The organism is Rhodococcus zopfii NBRC 100606 = JCM 9919 (assembly GCF_001895025.1).
Taxonomy (GTDB): Bacteria; Actinomycetota; Actinomycetes; order Mycobacteriales; family Mycobacteriaceae; genus Rhodococcus; species Rhodococcus zopfii.
In genome coordinates, this window is sequence record NZ_BCXI01000014.1 from 135,641 (window position 1) to 153,129 (window position 17,489).

At 69.5% G+C, this 17,489-nt stretch carries 17 protein-coding genes; 4 read left to right on the top strand and 13 right to left on the bottom strand.

Going from position 1 to position 17,489, the window contains the following annotated elements:
• Window positions 1-85 precede the first annotated feature (85 nt).
• The 10 genes from lpqB to RZ1_RS10645 all read right to left on the bottom strand — a co-directional run bounded on the left by lpqB (window position 86) and on the right by RZ1_RS10645 (window position 11,594).
• Window positions 86-1,852, bottom strand: a complete 1,767-nt coding sequence (lpqB, locus tag RZ1_RS10600; protein ID WP_072811592.1) for an MtrAB system accessory lipoprotein LpqB — start codon at window positions 1,850-1,852, stop codon at window positions 86-88.
• The gene (mtrB, locus tag RZ1_RS10605) at window positions 1,849-3,624 is read right to left on the bottom strand and encodes an MtrAB system histidine kinase MtrB (RefSeq protein WP_280522820.1); all 1,776 of its coding nucleotides are present in this window, start codon (window positions 3,622-3,624) and stop codon (window positions 1,849-1,851) included. Before mtrB ends, lpqB begins: the two co-directional genes overlap by 4 nt.
• Window positions 3,621-4,307, bottom strand: coding sequence for an MtrAB system response regulator MtrA (gene mtrA, locus RZ1_RS10610; RefSeq protein ID WP_171061540.1), 687 nt, complete (start codon window positions 4,305-4,307; stop codon window positions 3,621-3,623). Before mtrA ends, mtrB begins: the two co-directional genes overlap by 4 nt.
• Window positions 4,304-4,969 carry a dTMP kinase gene (locus RZ1_RS10615; protein WP_072811596.1) on the bottom strand — a complete coding sequence of 222 codons (666 nt, stop codon included), beginning with the start codon at window positions 4,967-4,969 and terminating at the stop codon, window positions 4,304-4,306. Before RZ1_RS10615 ends, mtrA begins: the two co-directional genes overlap by 4 nt.
• 23 nt (window positions 4,970-4,992) lie before the next feature.
• Window positions 4,993-6,462 (bottom strand): adenosylhomocysteinase, encoded by a 1,470-nt coding sequence (gene ahcY, locus RZ1_RS10620; protein WP_072811597.1) that lies wholly within the window; start codon window positions 6,460-6,462, stop codon window positions 4,993-4,995.
• 103 nt (window positions 6,463-6,565) lie between these two features.
• Window positions 6,566-7,228 (bottom strand): TetR/AcrR family transcriptional regulator, encoded by a 663-nt coding sequence (locus RZ1_RS10625; protein ID WP_072811599.1) that lies wholly within the window; start codon window positions 7,226-7,228, stop codon window positions 6,566-6,568.
• Between the two features lie 102 nt (window positions 7,229-7,330).
• Window positions 7,331-8,578 carry a mannose-6-phosphate isomerase, class I gene (gene manA, locus RZ1_RS10630; protein ID WP_072811601.1) on the bottom strand — a complete coding sequence of 416 codons (1,248 nt, stop codon included), beginning with the start codon at window positions 8,576-8,578 and terminating at the stop codon, window positions 7,331-7,333.
• Window positions 8,578-9,663 carry a tobH protein gene (locus RZ1_RS10635; protein ID WP_072811603.1) on the bottom strand — a complete coding sequence of 362 codons (1,086 nt, stop codon included), beginning with the start codon at window positions 9,661-9,663 and terminating at the stop codon, window positions 8,578-8,580. Before RZ1_RS10635 ends, manA begins: the two co-directional genes overlap by 1 nt.
• Before the next feature lie 87 nt (window positions 9,664-9,750).
• Complete coding sequence (locus tag RZ1_RS10640) at window positions 9,751-11,124, bottom strand: phosphomannomutase/phosphoglucomutase (protein WP_072811605.1); 1,374 nt, start codon at window positions 11,122-11,124, stop codon at window positions 9,751-9,753.
• 74 nt (window positions 11,125-11,198) lie between these two features.
• On the bottom strand, window positions 11,199-11,594 hold the full coding sequence (locus RZ1_RS10645; protein WP_072811606.1) for a DUF3499 domain-containing protein: 396 nt from the start codon (window positions 11,592-11,594) through the stop codon (window positions 11,199-11,201).
• A gap of 89 nt (window positions 11,595-11,683) precedes the next feature.
• On the opposite strand from RZ1_RS10645, the gene RZ1_RS10650 reads away from it, so the two are divergent.
• Entirely contained in the window at window positions 11,684-12,178 is a 495-nt protein-coding gene (locus tag RZ1_RS10650; protein ID WP_072811608.1) for a metallopeptidase family protein, read from the top strand.
• Between the two features lie 128 nt (window positions 12,179-12,306).
• Here the strand turns inward: RZ1_RS10650 and RZ1_RS10655 are convergent, their stop codons facing one another.
• Window positions 12,307-12,567: a WhiB family transcriptional regulator gene (locus RZ1_RS10655; protein ID WP_169917902.1), complete on the bottom strand. Its 261-nt coding sequence runs from the start codon at window positions 12,565-12,567 to the stop codon at window positions 12,307-12,309.
• A 403-nt stretch (window positions 12,568-12,970) separates the two neighbouring features.
• Here RZ1_RS10655 and cofD point away from each other — a divergent pair, with 403 nt between their 5' ends.
• From cofD to RZ1_RS10670, 3 genes are read left to right on the top strand one after another with little or no spacing between them, the layout of a single operon-like run.
• On the top strand, window positions 12,971-13,960 hold the full coding sequence (cofD, locus tag RZ1_RS10660) for a 2-phospho-L-lactate transferase (protein ID WP_072811612.1): 990 nt from the start codon (window positions 12,971-12,973) through the stop codon (window positions 13,958-13,960).
• The gene (locus RZ1_RS10665; RefSeq protein WP_072811614.1) at window positions 13,960-15,330 is read left to right on the top strand and encodes a coenzyme F420-0:L-glutamate ligase; all 1,371 of its coding nucleotides are present in this window, start codon (window positions 13,960-13,962) and stop codon (window positions 15,328-15,330) included. The genes cofD and RZ1_RS10665 overlap by 1 nt, the downstream gene beginning before the upstream one ends.
• A 2-nt stretch (window positions 15,331-15,332) precedes the next feature.
• Window positions 15,333-15,953, top strand: a complete 621-nt coding sequence (locus tag RZ1_RS10670; RefSeq protein ID WP_072811615.1) for an NUDIX hydrolase — start codon at window positions 15,333-15,335, stop codon at window positions 15,951-15,953.
• Here RZ1_RS10670 and RZ1_RS10675 read toward each other — a convergent pair.
• Both RZ1_RS10675 and RZ1_RS10680 read right to left on the bottom strand, forming a co-directional pair.
• Window positions 15,879-16,649 (bottom strand): crotonase/enoyl-CoA hydratase family protein, encoded by a 771-nt coding sequence (locus tag RZ1_RS10675; RefSeq protein ID WP_072811617.1) that lies wholly within the window; start codon window positions 16,647-16,649, stop codon window positions 15,879-15,881. The genes RZ1_RS10670 and RZ1_RS10675 overlap by 75 nt on opposite strands.
• Window positions 16,650-16,681: 32 nt before the next feature.
• Window positions 16,682-17,470 carry an SGNH/GDSL hydrolase family protein gene (locus RZ1_RS10680; RefSeq protein ID WP_072811619.1) on the bottom strand — a complete coding sequence of 263 codons (789 nt, stop codon included), beginning with the start codon at window positions 17,468-17,470 and terminating at the stop codon, window positions 16,682-16,684.
• Window positions 17,471-17,489 lie beyond the last annotated feature (19 nt).

Consider the following 17,489-nt stretch of genomic DNA (forward strand, 5'->3'; position numbering starts at 1 on the left):
GCACCGACAGCAACCGCGCCGCAGCGAGCGACGGCACAGTGCTGCGGCACGAAATTCGGCCTGCGCGCGGATCTGCGGGCGGCGCTCAGCCGGGCAGCACCGGAATCGCGGTCAGCCCTGCCAGGCCGGGAACCTCACGCCAGTAGCGGTCGCCGGCGGGGTCGCTGTTGTTGAGCTGGAACACCGCGCGGGAATCCGCCACGAACTCGGTCGTGGTCGACGCCTCCACCGCGCTCACCGGCGGCGTGAGATTCCGGCTGGGCAGCGCATCCATCCGGGAACCGTCGACAGCGACCTGGACGACCGGGATGTCGGACCCTGCCCGCGCCACGACCACCGTGTCCGAGGAACTCCAGTCGAGCGAGAGCGCGGGACTGCCCAGTCCGATGGCGATCTCGCGAGGACCGGTCAGCGCGAACTCACCGTTGGGGAGCTGGACGACGATCGCCGCGTATACGCGGCCGTCGACGATCAGGGCCGCGCGGACCCCGTCGCGCGACAGGCGCAATTCGGTGATCCGGCCGCCGAGCGCCAGGATGTCACCGGCCTGGACCGGAATCACCGTCACCCGCCCGGTTCCGGGTTCGCGGACCACCCGCACGACCGCGGTGCCACCCACGACGGCCCACACCGAGCTGTCGTCGATCGACCACGACGGCCTGCTGATCGAACTGCCCTCGGCCGCGCGCACGGCAACCCCGTCCCCGTACCCACCGATCATGAGCTCGACCGCCGGTTCCGGCTCCGGTCGCCCGGTTCCGACCACTCCGGCCACGAGCTGTCCGTCGTGCGAGATCGCGACGGACTGCAGACCGGTGCTGTCACCGAAGAATCCGGGCACGGGCGTGACGCCCGTTTCCGCGACGCTGACCAGGCCGCCGCCGCGCACTGCGTGGAGGCCGATGGTCGCGCTGGACGTGGCGAGCGGATTCGTCGACGCCACGTCCGCGGTGGTCCACCCGTTCGGGAACCGTTCGTCGAGCGGCTGCCCGTCCGCGAGCAGCACGTACGGCCCGGAGATCTCGGCGTTCGCGAGTGTCCAGATCACTTGGGCCGCGAGGAGTTCGCGGTCTTGTTTCGCGAGCCCGCCCGCCCCCTGGAAGTCCACCTTGATACCACCGAGACCGACCCCGACCTGTGCGGTACGTCCGTCTGCCTTGGTGATGGGACCGATGACGTCGACATCGTCGAGCAGGTTGCGCACGGCCGGTTGCAGCGACGGTTTCGGGCCTTCGACCAACAGTCCGACGAGCTGGGAGGCCACCTGCTCCTGGGTGCCGGCGATCCAGCGGGGGTCCGGAACCACCGTCCGTCCGGACGGGTCGACGAAGAACAGTGAGCGCCGTTGGTAGGTGTTGAGGAACTGCGGCCGGTCCATCACAACGCCGGGAGGCAGATCGTCGATCCGCCATTCTCCGTCGGACCGGACGAGGGTGATCTTCGCTTCGAAGGGCCCCTGGTCCGCGCGATAGAGGCCGCCTTCCTCGAGGTGGCCGGCGCGGGTCGCGCGGATGACGTAGGTGGCGCGGTCGCCGCTGCGCGATTCCGGCAGCACGTCGACCTTCTCGACGATCGTGGCGCTGGCCGCGTCGTCCCAGCGACGCGTCATCTCCGGGGTGAGGTACTGGCGCGCGGCCTGGTGCCTGTTGGTGGGGTCCGTGCTGGCCAGCAGGAAGTCGCGCAGCAGCAGATCCGGCTCGCGGCCGGGTGCCGGCGCTGCGACCTCCGTGGAGGCGGGGGCACGGGAGATGGTGCCGATGGCCTGTGGGGACGACGAGTCCGGCAGGTTCGCGCAGCCCGAGAGCGCGAGCAGGAACGCCACCAGGAGAACGGGTATCGCGGTCCGCGTCATGTGGCGGCTCCTTCGGGCGGAGCGGGTTCGACGACCGACGGCGCCGCGGTGTCGCCGCCCGCCGGAGGCGCGATGTCACCGCCCGCAATAGGTGCGATGTCACCGCCCACAAAAGGTGCGGTGTCCCCGGCCGCCGGGGGCGTCTTGCCCTGCACGGCGTGCGCGCTCGTCGGGACGAGCGGCAGCGGACTGCGTCCCACCTTGCGTCCTCGCTCGCGCGGCAACGTCAGCCGGAAGCACGCGCCCTTGCCTGGCTCGCCCCACGCCTCGAGCTTGCCGTTGTGCAGGTTCGCGTCCTCCACGCTGATAGCCAATCCCAGGCCGGTTCCGCCGGACCGTCGCACCCGGGACGGATCGGACCGCCAGAACCGGTTGAACACGAGCTTCTCCTCGCCGGGTCGCAGCCCGACACCTTGGTCACGCACGACGAATGCGGCGGCGGCGTCGTCGGCGCGCAGCCGCAGCAGGATCGGCTTGCCTTCACCGTGGTCGATCGCGTTGGCGAGCAGGTTCCGCAGGATGCGTTCGACGCGGCGCGGATCGACCTCCGCACCGACGGGTTCGTTCGGCAGGTCCACGATGAGTTCGGTGGCGGTCTCGCGGGCCAGATGCCGGACCGTGGACACCGCCGCCCGCGCGCACATGCGCAGGTCCAGCTGCTCGGCGGCGAGTTCGGCGACCCCGGCATCGTGCCGGCTGATCTCGAGCAGGTCGCCGAGCAGGCTCTCGAAACGGTCGAGTTCGGCGACGAGCAGTTCGGAGGCACGTTTGAGCGACGGGTCGAGTTCGTCGCTCCCGTCGTGGATGAGATCCGCGGCCATTCGCACCGTCGTCAGCGGGGTACGCAATTCGTGGCTGACGTCCGAGGTGAACCGCTTCTGCAGGTTGCCGTACTCCTCGAACTGGGTGATCTGCCGTGACAGGCTCTCGGCCATCTCGTTGAACGACATCGCCAGCCGTGCCATGTCGTCCTCGCCGCGCACCGGCATGCGTTCCTTGAGCCGGCCGTCTGCGAAGCGCACCGCGATCCGCGACGCGGACCGGATCGGCAGGACTACCTGGCGCGCGACGATCATCGAGATCGCGGCGAGCAGCACCAGCAGGACCAATGCGCCGACCAGCAGGGTGCCGCGCACGAGCGCGAGGGTGCTTTCCTCTCCGGCCAGTGGGAACACCAAGTACAACTCGAGGGTGCTGATGTTCGACGAGGTGGGGCTCCCGACGATCAGCGCCGGGCCGGAGTAGCCGTCGGGATCGTCGACGGTCGCGAACTGGTAGGCGATCTGACCGTTCTGCACGAACGCGCGCAGGTTCTGCGGGATCTGGTCGGCGGGACCGCTCGACGTCGGTGCGCGTGGCCCGTCACCGGGGACGATGAGCACCGGATCGAACGTACCGGCGACACCGGTGTCCTGGCCCGCGTCGCTTCCGCGGTTGGTGAGAGTGGCCCGGGCACTGTCGAGCCGGACGCTCAGCGATCCGGAGTCGTCGGCGCCGGCCAGCTGGCCTTCGACGAGGGTCCGGGAACGCTCCATCTCCTCGGTCGCCGCGTTGATCTTCACTTCGAGCAGACGGTCGGTGATCTGGCTCGTCAGCACCACGCCGAGAACCAGCATCACGACCAGAGACAGCGTCAGGGTCGACACCACGACCCGCAGCTGAAGCGACCGGCGCCACGTGTGGGTGAGCCAGCTGCTCAGCGAACGGGACCACCTCAGCAGCGGCAGAGTCCTGCGAGTGATCCGCCGCCGCAGTCGGTAAGCACGGATCACGGCGGTCCGGCCTTGTAGCCGACGCCACGCACCGTCAGCACGACTTCGGGGTTCTCGGGATCCTTCTCGACCTTCGCGCGCAGCCGCTGCACGTGCACGTTGACGAGTCGCGTGTCGGCGGCGTGCCGGTAACCCCAGACCTGCTCGAGCAGAACCTCACGAGTGAACACCTGCCGCGGCTTGCGGGCCAGTGCCACCAGCAGATCGAACTCGAGGGGGGTGAGGGAGACGAGTTCCTCGCCGCGGCTGACCTTGTGGGCGGGCACGTCGATGGAGATCTCCCCGATCGAGAGCATCTCGGCGGGTTCCTGCTCCGTGCGACGCAACCGTGCCCGCACCCGGGCGACGAGTTCCTTCGGCTTGAACGGCTTGACGATGTAGTCGTCGGCGCCCGATTCGAGCCCGAGCACCACGTCCACCGTGTCCGACTTGGCGGTGAGCATGACGATCGGAACACCCGAATCGGCGCGCAGCACGCGGCACACGTCGATGCCGTTCATGCCGGGCAGCATGAGATCGAGCAGAACCAGGTCGGGCCGGATCTCGCGCACGGCACCGAGTGCCTGCGTGCCGTCTCCGACCACATAGGGTTCGAAACCTTCGCCCCGCAGGACGATCGTGAGCATCTCGGCCAGCGCGGTGTCGTCGTCGACGACGAGAATCCTCGGCTTCATACCGTCTATCGTGTCACTCCTTCACCGTGCCGAAGCTGATTTGAGATCTGCGCGGCGAGTTGTTCCGGATCGGTGTCGGGTCCGGCGACCATCCACGGCGACATCCACTTCTGTTGCACCAACTCGTCGTACACCTCGCCGGTGCGGGTCTGGAGATCGCCGTCGCGTTCGTATGCGTCCCGGTCCCGGGCGACGTCCGCGGCCTCCCGGTCGCGTGCCCGCCGGGCCGCGAGTTCGACGGGGACCTTCAGCAACAACTGGAGATCGGGCACCGGCAATCCGAACCGGCCGAACTCGATCTCGCGCACCCACTCGGCTGCAGGTCCCGATGCTCCCTGGTGCTTCCGGGCCGCCGTGTACGCGACGTTCGACGCCACATAACGATCCAGCAGCACGATGTCGTTGTCGGCCAGGAGTTTCCGCAACTCGTCCGCCGCGTCGCGCCGGTCGAGTGCCCACAGCAGGGCCATCCCGTCGACGCTCGACGCGGTGTCCCCGTGACGGCCGCGGAGTGCCTCGGCTCCGAGATCGGCGTGCACGGACTGCCCGTAGCGCGGGAACGCGAGCGTGGCGACGCGGAAACCTGCGGCGCGCCAGGACCCGACGAGACCGGCGGACAATGTCCGCTTACCGGCCCCGTCGAGTCCCTCGACGACGATGAGAACGCCCATGCTGCTTCGGTTCCCGAACCCGATCAGTAGCGGTAGTGCTCGGGCTTGTAGGGGCCCTCGACGTCGACGCCGATGTATTCGGCCTGCTCCTTGGTCAGCTTGGTGAGCGTGCCGCCGAGCGCCTCGACGTGGATCTTCGCGACCTTCTCGTCGAGGTGCTTGGGCAGCCGGTACACCTCGTTGTCGTACTCGTCCGGCTTGGTCCACAACTCGATCTGGGCGATGACCTGGTTCGCGAACGAGTTGCTCATCACGAACGACGGGTGGCCGGTCGCGTTGCCGAGGTTGAGGAGCCGACCCTCGGACAGCACGATGATCGAATGGCCGTCGGCGAAGACGAACTCGTCGACCTGCGGCTTGATGTTGATCCGCGTGACGTCGGCGGCGCGCTCGAGACGCGCCATGTCGATCTCGTTGTCGAAGTGACCGATGTTGCCCAGGATCGACTGGTGCTTCATCTGCTTCATGTGATCGAAGGTGATGATGTCCTTGTTGCCGGTCGAGGTGATCACGATGTCGGCCTTGGCGATGAAATCCTCGACGGTGACGACGTCGTATCCGTCCATCATCGCCTGCAGCGCGTTGATGGGGTCGATCTCGGTGACCGACACGCGCGCACCCTGACCGCGGAGCGCCTCCGCGCAGCCCTTGCCGACGTCGCCGTAGCCGCAGACCAGCGCGGTCTTGCCGCCGATGAGGACGTCGGTGCCGCGGTTGATCCCGTCGAGCAGCGAGTGGCGGGTGCCGTACTTGTTGTCGAACTTGCTCTTGGTGACCGAGTCGTTGACGTTGATCGCCGGGAACACGAGCTCACCGGCGGCGGCGAGCTGGTAGAGGCGCAGCACCCCGGTGGTGGTCTCCTCGGTGACGCCGCGCACCGACTGGGCGACCGTGGTCCACTTCTTCGAATCCGCGGCCAGCGACTCGCGCAGCAGCTGCAGGAAGACCTGGTACTCGGTGGAGTCGTGCTCCTCGTCGGTCGGCGGGACGACACCGGCCTTCTCGAACTGTGCGCCCTTGAGGACGAGCATCGTGGCGTCGCCGCCGTCGTCGAGAATCATGTTCGCGGGATCGCCCGGCCAGGTCAGCATCTGCTCGGCCGCCCACCAGTACTCCTCGAGCGTCTCGCCCTTCCACGCGAACACCGGAACGCCCTTGGGCTCCTCGATGGTGCCGTGCGGGCCGACGACGACCGCGGCGGCCGCGTGGTCCTGGGTGGAGAAGATGTTGCACGACGCCCAGCGCACCTGCGCACCGAGCGAGACCAGGGTCTCGATGAGCACGGCGGTCTGCACGGTCATGTGCAGCGACCCCGAGATGCGCGCACCCTTCAGCGGCAGCACCTCGGCGTACTCGCGGCGCAGCGCCATCAGGCCGGGCATCTCGTGCTCGGCCAGCCGGATCTCCTTACGCCCGAATTCGGCGAGGGACAGATCGGCGACCTTGAAGTCGATCCCGTTCAGCTGGTCGGCCACGAGCTTGTTGTCGGACACGTGTGAGCGCCTCTCCTGTTGACAGTCGGTTCGTGGAACAGGCTATACAACCACGCCGACGAGCGCCGCTGCCGTACTGGCCGGTACCACCGGCGGCGGAGGGTCAGTTGCCGCCGGTGACCCGATCGAGGAACGGCCCGACGAGGTGGGCCATGTCCGCGGCCACGTCCCGGTCGGATTCCGGCGGCATCGCGATGTAGCTCATCGCGATGCGCACGATCGCCCGCGCCAGGATCGTCGCGTCGGTCTCCGACGCCTGCACCCAGCTGCGGCGGAACGTCTCGACGAGCCGGGCCGACGCCCGATCGATCAGCGGTGCCGAATCGGTGGTGATCAGTCGCAGCAGATCCGGTTTGGCATCGCCGCGGAGCAGAGACTGCACAAGCGGATCGGAACTGCTGTCCGCGAAGAACGCGGCGAAGCCGCCCGCCAACGCCCCGCGGGTGTCGCCGACGTGCGAGTAGACCGATTCGTCGACGGCATCGACGAACTGGTCGGCCAGCCGCAACGCGTACGCCTGGGCGAGCCCCTGACGGGACGAGAACTCGTTGTAGAGCGTCTGCCGGCTCACCCCGGCGCGGCGTGCAACGTCGGTCATCGTGATCGAAGGCCAGTCCCGGACGGTCAGCAGCTCCCGCATCGCATCGAGCACGGAGGTGCGAAGCAGCATGCGGCTGGCCTCGTGGAACTGCACACGTCGCCGTCCCTCGCGGGCTTCGACCCCGGCGGGGTCGTCTGCGGACGGTGTTTCGTGCACGATCGACATGCCGCGACGTTGCCACGCCGTGACACGCCGCGTCAACGCCGTGGGCGGCGTGTGCCGCGTGGCCGAGGACACAAACGGGGTCCCGGGCGTCGCACGGGCGGATCAGCCGACCGGCGACACGGCCGATCGCGCGCCGAGTCTGGCCCGGAAAACCTGCGTCCCGGAGGTGAGCGCCTCGACGGTCAGTTCCGGGTCCGCCGCCGAGATCCACACCGAGCGGCCGGGCGTCAGATCGATGCCGGGACCTCCGCAGTCCAGACGGACCGTGCCCGACGTGCACAGCAGGATCTGCGGCCCGCACGGCGCCAGCGTCACCGCGGCACCCGGCTCGGGCTCCAGACGTGACAGCGCGAACTCCGGGGCCGGGGTGAGATAGCGGACCTCGGCCTCACCCGCCGGCACGGCTTCGAGAATCGGCACGTCCGGGCACCGGAAGTCCAGGACCCTGAGCAACTCGGGAACATCGACGTGCTTGGGTGTCAGGCCCCCGCGCAGCACGTTGTCGGAGTTCGCCATGATCTCGACGCCCATGCCGCTCAGGTAGGCGTGCAGGTTGCCCGCATCGAGGTACAGGCCCTGCCCCGGCTCCAGCGTGATGCGATTGAGCAGCAGCGACGCGAGCACACCGGCGTCGCCGGGATAGGACTCGGCGAGTTGGAGAGCGGTGCGCACCTCCTCCGCGAACACCCGCGGGCGCCCGTTGGTCGCGAGATAGGTCACACAGCCGTCGAGCACCCGAGGCAACAGCGAGGTGAGCACCGGCTGGGGCAACGTGATCCAGGTGGTGAACAGGGCGCGCAGCCCGCCCGAATCGGGCTGGCCGGCAAGCAGCCCCACATAGGGGTCGAGCTCCGGCACCCGCAACGACTCGAGCAGTTCCACGGTGCGGGCCGCATCGCGGAATCCGGCGAGGGCCTCGAACCGGGTGAGCGCGACCACCAGCTCCGGTTTGTGGTTCGGGTCGCGATAGTTGCGGATCGGCGAATCGAGCGGCACACCCAGCTCCTGCTCGCGGGCGTAACCCTGCGCGGCCTGCACGGCACTCGGATGAGCCTGCAGCGACAGTGGTTCCTCCGCGGCGAGAAGCTTGAGCAGGAACGGCAGCCGGGCACCGAATCGGTCGACGGTCCCGGATCCGAGCTGGCTCTGCGGGTCGGACTCGACGACGTCGAGCAACGATGCCGGGGCGTCCCCGTTCTCCGAGACGACCCACGCCGGGTCGGCCGGATGGGCGCCGAGCCACAGCTCGGCCTCCGGATGGGCGGACGGAACCGAGCGCCCGCACAACTCTGCGATCGCGGTGCGCGAGCCCCAGGCGTAGGAACGCAGCGCACCTTCGAGTCGGTGCACTACCGACCCCCGGCCAGACGCAGATAGGCGGCGGCCATCTCGACGCGGGCTGCGAGAACCAAGGCCTGTTCCACCACGGGCGGCACTGCCCGTGCTTCCGTTTCCCCCACTACAGACACCAATTCCATATCCGGTAATGCCGCTGCGCGACGCTGCGCAGCCCGTCGATCATCGTCCATGCTGAGCACGAACACCCGCACGGGCGCCTCCGGGATCGGCCCGTCGAGTTGCTCGTCGTGGAAGAGCGGGTCGTACGGCTCACCGCTTCCGGTGGCCGTGTCGAGCAGCCGATCCCGGGCCACGAGCAGATCCGGCAACGCCGCCGCGGTCGCGATCATCCCGGCTCCGAGCAGCAACATCTCCGCGCTGTGCCGCGCGAGCGCGGTGGTGATCGGGGTGTCGCCCGCCAGCGCGACCCGCCGTGACTGCATCCGCACCGCAAGCGCTTTCGCCGGATTGTGGAAGACCTCGTTGGACGGGTGGTTGCGGGCGGCCTCGTTGTCCACCGCATCGGCGAGTCCGGCGAGGTCCGGCACGTGGGACTGCACCCTGGTCGCGGCCATCGCGGTCAGCACCGCGCAGAACACCGCCACGTGGCGGGCCAGCGCGTATCCGGACGGGATGTGGATGCGCGGAGGCAGCAGCAGGGCCCGCCCGGCGACCGCGGCCCGGATCGGACCCTCGTCGGGGGCGTCGACGACGACCTCGGCGCTGCGCCGCAGTCCGGCGGCCACGGATTCGACGAGCGCGGGATCGCCGGCGTCGTCACCGGCGACCACCACCACATCGAGCGGTCCGACCCAGGACGGGGTGGTCGGAGCGGTGACCAGCGGCACGGTGGCGTACCCGGCCAGCATCGCTACGACCAGTTCCGCGGCCCGCGCCGACCGGGCGTCCCCACCGACGAGTACGACGCTGCGCGGATGCAGATCGTGCAACCGGTCCAGGGCATGTTCGTCGATCGCCGACGCCGTCGCGCGGATCTGCGCGCCGCCGAGCGCCGACGTCCGCAGGATGCCGTCGATGTCGGCCGCGATCAGAGCGCCGGCGTCATCGAAGTCGAACAGAGGCGAGGGAGCCGTCATCACTGCGCCACCTTCCTTCAGCCGACTCGAACCGGCCCGACGCAGCAGCCCGGGCACAGCCGATTATCCCCGACACGAACATTTCCGTCACGAACGCACGATGGCCAGGATTTCCGTCGCCAGCGAGTCGACCTCCTCCGCCGTGCGGGCCTCGACGTTGAGGCGCAGCAGCGGTTCGGTGTTGGAGGCACGCAGGTTGAACCACGCATTGCCGGGAAGGTTCACGGTCACGCCGTCGAGCCGGTCCACCGACTCGGCGCGGTCCGCGAACGCGGCGAGAACCGCGTCGGTGCGTGCCGCGGCGTCGGCGACGGTCGAGTTCAGCTCTCCCGACGCGGCGTACCGCTCGTAGGAGCTCATGAGTTCGGACAGCGGGCGGTCCTGCCCACCCAGCGCGGCCAGCACGTGCAGGGCCGCGAGCATCCCGGAGTCGGCTCCCCAGAAATCGCGGAAGTAGTAGTGCGCGGAATGCTCGCCGCCGAAGACCGCGCCGGTCTCGGCCATCCGCTGCTTGATGAACGAGTGGCCGACGCGGGTGCGGACCGGTTCGCCACCGAGCTCGGTGACCAGTTCGGGCACCACCCGCGAGGTGATCAGATTGTGAATAATCGTCGAACCGGGTTGCTTCGCGAGTTCGCGGGCCGCGACGAGGGCCGTGACCGCCGACGGAGTGACCGGTTCGCCCCGCTCGTCGACGACGAAGCAGCGGTCGGCGTCCCCGTCGAACGCCAGACCCACGTCTGCGCCCGACTCGCGCACCAGCTGCTGCAGGTCGACGAGGTTTGCCGGATCGAGGGGATTGGCCTCGTGGTTCGGGAAGGTGCCGTCGAGTTCGAAGTACAGCGGCACGAGGTCGACGGGCAGAGCGTCGAAGACCGCGGGCACCGTGTGCCCGCCCATGCCGTTCCCGGCATCCACCGCGACCTTCAGCCGGCGCAGCGTGCTCAGATCGACCAGGCCGCGGACGAACGAGGCGTAGTCGTCGAGGACGTCCCGCTCGGTGATCGTGCCCGGAGCGCCGTCGTAGGCGGGCACCCCGGACACCAGCTCGGCGGTGATGGTGCCGAGACCGGTTTCCTGGCCGACGGGCTTGGCGCCGGCACGGCACAGCTTGATGCCGTTGTAGCGGGCCGGATTGTGGCTCGCGGTGAACATGGCACCCGGGGCGTCGAGGAGCCCGGAGGCGAAGTACAGCTGGTCGGTCGAGGCGAGTCCGATGTGGACGACATCGAGGCCCTGGGCGGTGACACCGTCGGCGAACGCCCGCGACAGCTCGGGCGAGGATTCGCGCATGTCGTGGCCGATGACGATCCGCGACGCGGGGTTCTCACCGCCGCGCACGAGCCGGGCGAACGACGCACCGACCTCGCGGACGAAGTCCGCATCGATCTGGTCACCCACCACGCCCCGAACGTCGTATGCCTTGACGACGGCGGCCACGGACTCGGCAGATCTCGCCACTGTTGTTGCTCCTGATCGTCGTACCCACGCGCGCCACCCTCCGCAGCGCGGCAGCGATCAGCCTAGTGGAGTGGTCAGGACGAGGGGTCGGGCAGCACACGCAGGTGTCCGCGGCGGCCGGTACGGGTCGTCGGCTGAACCGCCGGCCTGGGTGCGGCGTGGTCCTCGGCGGCGTCACCGTGGCCGTGGCCGCGATCACCGAGACCCGCCTCGCGGACAGCCTCGGCAAGCGCGGTCAGATCGTCCTCGTCGGGTGTTCCCGAGGAGAAGGCACCTTCGTACCGGACCAGCTCCCAGCCCTTCGGCGCGGTGATCCTCGAGCCGTGCGATTCGCACAGATCCCACGAGTGCGGTTCGGCGACCGTGGCCAGCGGGCCCACGACCGCCGTGGAATCCGAGTACACGTAGGTCAGCGTCGCAACAGCAGGGTTCTTGCACCCAGGCCGGCAGCATCGACGCAGTGTTCTCACGGATGGGAGCGTAGCGCGCCCGCCGCGTCCCGACTATCCGGACACACCGGAACAGCACAATTCGAATCGCGTGTCGTAGTGTCGCGTACATGTCTCGCGTTCGCCGGCCCCGTCCCGTGACGTCCCGGTCCGTCGCGCGCCGAGGGCGCGGAATCCGCGGGCCGATGTTCCCTCACGACCTGCCGGTGTGGCGGTCGCGGGCCGAGAAGTTCGACCTGCTCGTGATCGGCGCGTTCGCCCCGATCGACGCCCAGTGGCACGACCGCCTGAGGAAACTCGACATCGCGGTCGACGAGGTCCCGAAGATCCGCGCCTTGGATCCGGACTCCGTGAACTGGCCCGACGAGGTCGTCGCGGACGGTCCGGTGCCGCTGTCGCGGCTCGTCCCGGCGGGCATCGACCGTCGCGGCGCGGCCACGCGGGCACGCATCGTGCTGTTCCGTCGCCCCCTCGAATTGCGCGCGAAGGATCCCGACGACCTGACCGATCTGGTCCACGACGTGCTCGTGCACCAGGTCGCGACGTATCTGGGGGTCGAACCGGAGGTCGTCGATCCCGAACTGGGCGATCTCGGCGAGGACTGACCCGGCGGCGGCCTGCTCCGGAAAGGAGTGAGGGCCGGATACTCGACCCCCATCGAGTATCCGACCCTCATCCCACACAGACCGGCATTCCGCCTGGCCCGAACTCCCCGTACCGGACCGGCCCGGTCCTAGACGATGCCCCGCTTGAGGCGCCGCCTTTCCCGCTCCGACAAACCACCCCAGATCCCGAACCGCTCATCATGGGCCAGGGCGTACTCGAGGCATTCGTCCTTCACCTCGCACCCCATGCAGATCCGCTTGGCCTCCCGTGTCGATCCGCCCTTCTCGGGGAAGAACGCCTCCGGGTCGGTCTGCGCACACAGCGCACGGTCCTGCCACTGTTCCTCGACGTCGGACGGATCCGAAAGTCCTGCAATCAGACTCAACACCGACGATGTCGGCTCTCCGTCATTGCCGCCTTCGGCACAGATGCCCTCGACTGCAGTATCGATCCGAGTGTCCTCGAACCATTCGCGCTCGTCGGCCATACACGCCTCCTCACCTGCAGCGCTGCATCTCTCACATTCGGGGTACTACCCCAGGCCATTCCGCGAAGCCGGTCGTATCCGGAAAGTCCGCACACATCCCGCTTTCGAAAGCCGGAATGACACATATGTGATTAGACACGTTGGGCGTGTCGCGGTCAAGCCGAACCGAAGATCTCGCTTACCATCGAGCGCTTCGGAGTTGGTCTCGCCGCGCTCGGCACAATTCACCCTATCGGGTTCTTTACAGTTCACCCCAGCAGGCGGTGCCTCACCGGTCACCGACGGGACCCCCTACGCTTGCCCTGTGAACGTGACTGTATTGGTCGGCGGCGTCGGCGGGGCCCGGTTCCTCACCGGCGTGCGCCGACTGCTCGGCATCGAACCCGGGCAGGACCTCGCTGCGGACGCCCCGCACCGCATCACCGCGGTCGTCAACATCGGTGACGACGTCTGGATGCACGGCCTGCGGATCTGCCCGGACCTCGACACATGCATGTACACGCTCGGCGGTGGCATCGACCCCGAACGGGGCTGGGGCCGCGTCGACGAAACGTGGAACGCCAAGGAGGAACTCGCCGCATACGGCGCGAGTCCCGACTGGTTCGGCCTCGGCGACCGCGATCTGGCGACCCATCTGATCCGCAGCCGGATGCTGCGCACCGGATATCCGCTCTCGGCGATCACCGAAGCTCTCTGCACCCGATGGAAGCCCGGGGTGACCCTGCTGCCCGTGTCCGACGACCGCAGCGAAACCCACGTCGTGATCACCGACCCCGCAGACGGTGAGCAGCGCGCGATCCACTTCGAGGAATGGTGGGTCCGGCATCGCGCGGCCGTCGAGACGCATTCCTTCGCGCACATCGGGGCCGAGGAAGCGAAACCTGCACCGGGAGTGCTGGAATCGATCGAGTCGGCGGACGTGGTGATCATCGCCCCGTCCAACCCGGTCGTGAGCGTCGGCGCGATCCTCGCGATCCCCGGCGTCCGCGGAGCCTTGCGCACCACCCCCGCAAAGGTCGTCGGGCTGTCCCCCGTGGTCGGCGGGAAGCCGTTGCGCGGCATGGCCGATGCGTGTCTCGATGTGATCGGCGTCGAATCGACCGCGGAGGCCGTCGGCCGCCATTACGGCGCCCGCAGCGGCACCGGCATCCTCGACGGCTGGCTCGTCCACGAGACAGACACCGCCGATGTTCCCGGCGTCGCCGTCCGCAGCGTCCCCCTGCTCATGACCGACCCCGCGGCGACCGCCGAAATGGCGCGCGCCGCACTCGAACTCGCCGGAGTCAGCCTGTGATGTCCCCCGACGCCACCGCCAGCACCGACGTGCGCGACCATGCGCCCGGCCGGCCGATCGAGATCATCCCGGTCACCGGACTGCCCGAGTTCCGGCCCGGCGACGACCTCGCCGACGCAATCGCGGGTGCGGCGCCGTGGCTCGTCGACGGCGACATCCTCGTGGTCACCAGCAAGATCGTCTCGAAGGTCGAAGGGCGAATCGTCGAGTCCCCCACCGACCCCGACGCACGCGACGCCGTGCGCCGCCGCCTGGTCACCCAGGAGGCGGTCCGTGTGCTGGCCCGCAAGGGACGCACGCTCATCACGGAGAACCGGCTCGGCATCGTCCAGGCCGCATCCGGGATCGACGGTTCCAACGTCGACTCCGGCGAACTCGCGCTGCTCCCCGAGGATCCCGACGCCAGCGCCGCCGCGTTGCGTGAGCAACTGCACGCGCTGCTCGGGGTGACCGTCGCCGTCGTCGTGACCGACACGATGGGCCGCGCGTGGCGCGTCGGCCAGACCGACGCCGCGATCGGCGCGGCGGGCTTGCCGGTCCTGCACGGCTACGCCGGCTCGCACGATTCGCAGGGCAACGAGTTGTTCGTCACCTCCGTCGCTCTCGCCGACGAACTCGCCGCCGCGGGTGATCTGGTCAAGGGCAAGCTCGGCGGGGTTCCGGTGGCAGTCGTCCGCGGTCTCGACACGATCGACGACGGTTCCACCGCACAGGATCTGATCCGGCGCGGCGAGGAGGACCTGTTCTGGCTGGGCGCCGACGAGGCACTCGAACAGGGTCGTCGCGAGGCACTGCTGCTGCGCCGGTCCGTGCGCGCGTTCTCGTCCGAACCGGTCGATCCGGAGGATCTGCGCGACGCGGTCGCCGAAGCGCTCACCGCACCGGCCCCGCACCACACGCATCCGGTGCGGTTCGTATGGGTGCGCACCGAGCAGGTGCGACGGCGGCTGCTCGACCGGATGCGCGACCGCTGGGCCGAGGATCTTGCCGGCGACGGCCTGGACGCGAACGCGATCGAACGCCGCCTCGCCCGGGGCGCGATCCTCTACGACGCCCCCGAGGTGCTCGTCCCGTTCTGGGTGCCCGACGGCGCCCACCGCTATCCCGACGCGCGCCGGACCGCGGCCGAGGCCACGATGTTCACCGTCGCGGCCGGGGCCGCCGTGCAGGGGCTGCTCGTCGCGCTCGCCGTTCGCGGGCTGGGCAGTTGCTGGATCGGATCGACGATCTTCGCTGCCGACGTGGTGCGGGAAGAACTGGGGCTGCCCGGCGACTGGTCGCCGCTCGGCGCGATCGCCGTCGGACATCCGGTCACCGCACCCGAGCCGCGTGATCCTGCACCGGCCGACGCCGCGCTGCTGGAGCTGTAGCCGTGTCGGCACGGTCGCTGCACCAGTCCGCCACCGAACGGCTTCTGGCGTGGGACACCGATTCCGTGGATGCCGAATCCTTGCGGCACACGATGCTCGCGTTCCTCGGCTCGGCGCCGGACGGCTGCCTGCGCGCCCACGCGCCGGGACACATCACGGCGTCGTCGCTGGTCCTCGACGCCGAGCGTCGCAACGTGCTGCTCACGCTGCACCCGAAGGTGGGCCGGTGGATCCAGCTCGGCGGACACTGCGAGGAGTCCGACGACACCGTCGTCGATGCGGCACTGCGCGAGGCCACCGAGGAGTCCGGGATCGACGGTCTCGTCATCGACCCGCGGCTGCTGTCGGCGCACACCCACCCGATCACGTGCTCGCTCGGGATCCCCACCCGGCATCTCGATCTGCGGTTCCTGGTGACCGCGCCGCCCGGAGCGGTGCCGGTGCGCAGCGCCGAATCCACCGATCTGCGGTGGTGGCCGGTCGATGCGCTGCCCGACGACGCCGAACACGACACGATCGGACACCTCGTGGCGTTGGCGGCGGCCCGGTCAGTCGAACGAACCGTGCCGGCCGGAACCGGCGGCGAACCGGGCCGCGCCGTCCACCGCGCCGTCGGCCAGTGACGTCGTGCCCCGCCGGAATTCGTTGAGCATCGCCTGATCGTCGGGCAGACCCGCCTGTTCGAGCACCGACAGCCGGTCCTGCCGCAGGCACACCTGCGGGAAAGCCGCGATCTCGGTGGCAAGCTCGACGGCCGCGTCCAGCGCGGTCCCTGCCGGGACCATCCGGTTGACCAGGCCGATGCTCAGCGCCTCGCCTGCGGCGACCGGCCGGCCGGTCAAGATCAGGTCCATCGCGCGGCTCTCCCCGATCAGCCGGGGAAGCCGGACGGTGCCGCCGTCGATGAGCGGCACCCCCCATCGACGGCAGAACACACCGAGCACCGCGTCGTCGTCGGCGACCCGAAGGTCCGCCCAGAGCGCGAGCTCCAGGCCGCCGGCGACGGCGTGCCCGGAGATCGCCGCGATCACCGGTTTGGACAGGCGCAGCCGGCTCACCCCCATCGGTCCGTCCCCGTCCGGCGCGACCCGGTTGCCGTCACCGGCACCGATGGCCTTGAGATCCGCTCCGGCGCAGAAGGTCCCGCCCTCGCCGTGGAGGACCGCGACGGCCGCGGCGGGATCTGCGTCGAACGCCCGGAACGCCGCGGCGAGCGCCTCGGCGGTGGGCCGGTCCACGGCGTTGCGCACGTGCGGGCGGTTCAGTCCGATCGTCGTGACCGGGCCGACGGTGCGGACGACGACCGTGTCGGGAGCCATCCCCGGAGCCTACTCGGGCGAGCCGTCCAGATTCACGACCGCGAGCCGCCCCGGTCCACAGACTCGACCGGTGCGAGCCCCGGTCGCTTGGCGCCGACCCCGTCACCGGACGACGTGCCACGGACCCGGCGGCCCACCCACGGGGCCAGGAAGTCCCGCATCCACCGCAGATCCTCGCGCCGCTGATCGGCGGCTGCGCGCTCCGGAATCCGTTCGAGCACGACCGGCTCGATCCCGTGATCGACGCCGAGCGCATCGAGCACCCTCGCGGCCATGTTGCGGTGCCCGAGCGGCGACATGTGCAAGCGATCGAAGTCCCACATGCGGTAGTCGCGGTACTCCCCGAACCGCCAGTAGTCCACGAGCGTCGCCCCGCGCCGATCCGCGACCTCTCGGACGAGTTCGTTGTAGGTCGCGATCCGGCCGCGCAGGTGCCGGAACACCGGCGCCCAGCCGACGTCGTAGGCGGTCCACATCACGACGGTCGCGCCCGTGGCGGTGAGCCGGCCGATCGCGTCGTCGTAGTCGGCAACCATCGCGTCGAGATCCAGCTTCGGCCGCATGACGTCGTTGCCGCCGGCGTAGACGGTGACCAGGTCCGGGTTCAGGGCTACGGCCGCGTCGACCTGCTCGGCGAGGATCTGCTGCATGAGGCGCCCGCGCACCGCGAGGTTTGCATACGTCAGATCCGGGTTGGCACCGGCGAGCTCGTCCGCGACCCGATCGGCCCAGCCGCGCAACCCGTTGGGGCGCACCGGGTCCGGGTCACCGACACCTTCGGTGAACGAGTCCCCCAGTGCCACATACCGTTCGAATTTCACAGCTCACCACCCACAGTCG

What these genes read in the sequence shown, in the direction of transcription:
- lpqB (WP_072811592.1), bottom strand. Translation starts at nt 1,852, where the DNA reads ATGACGCGGACCGCGATACCCGTTCTCCTGGTGGCGTTCCTGCTCGCG.
- RZ1_RS10615 (WP_072811596.1), bottom strand. Translation starts at nt 4,969, where the DNA reads ATGGGCGTTCTCATCGTCGTCGAGGGACTCGACGGGGCCGGTAAGCGG.
- RZ1_RS10635 (WP_072811603.1), bottom strand. Translation starts at nt 9,663, where the DNA reads ATGACGGCTCCCTCGCCTCTGTTCGACTTCGATGACGCCGGCGCTCTG.
- RZ1_RS10625 (WP_072811599.1), bottom strand. Translation starts at nt 7,228, where the DNA reads ATGTCGATCGTGCACGAAACACCGTCCGCAGACGACCCCGCCGGGGTC.
- RZ1_RS10675 (WP_072811617.1), bottom strand. Translation starts at nt 16,649, where the DNA reads ATGGCTCCCGACACGGTCGTCGTCCGCACCGTCGGCCCGGTCACGACG.
- RZ1_RS10665 (WP_072811614.1), top strand. Translation starts at nt 13,960, where the DNA reads ATGTCCCCCGACGCCACCGCCAGCACCGACGTGCGCGACCATGCGCCC.
- RZ1_RS10650 (WP_072811608.1), top strand. Translation starts at nt 11,684, where the DNA reads ATGTCTCGCGTTCGCCGGCCCCGTCCCGTGACGTCCCGGTCCGTCGCG.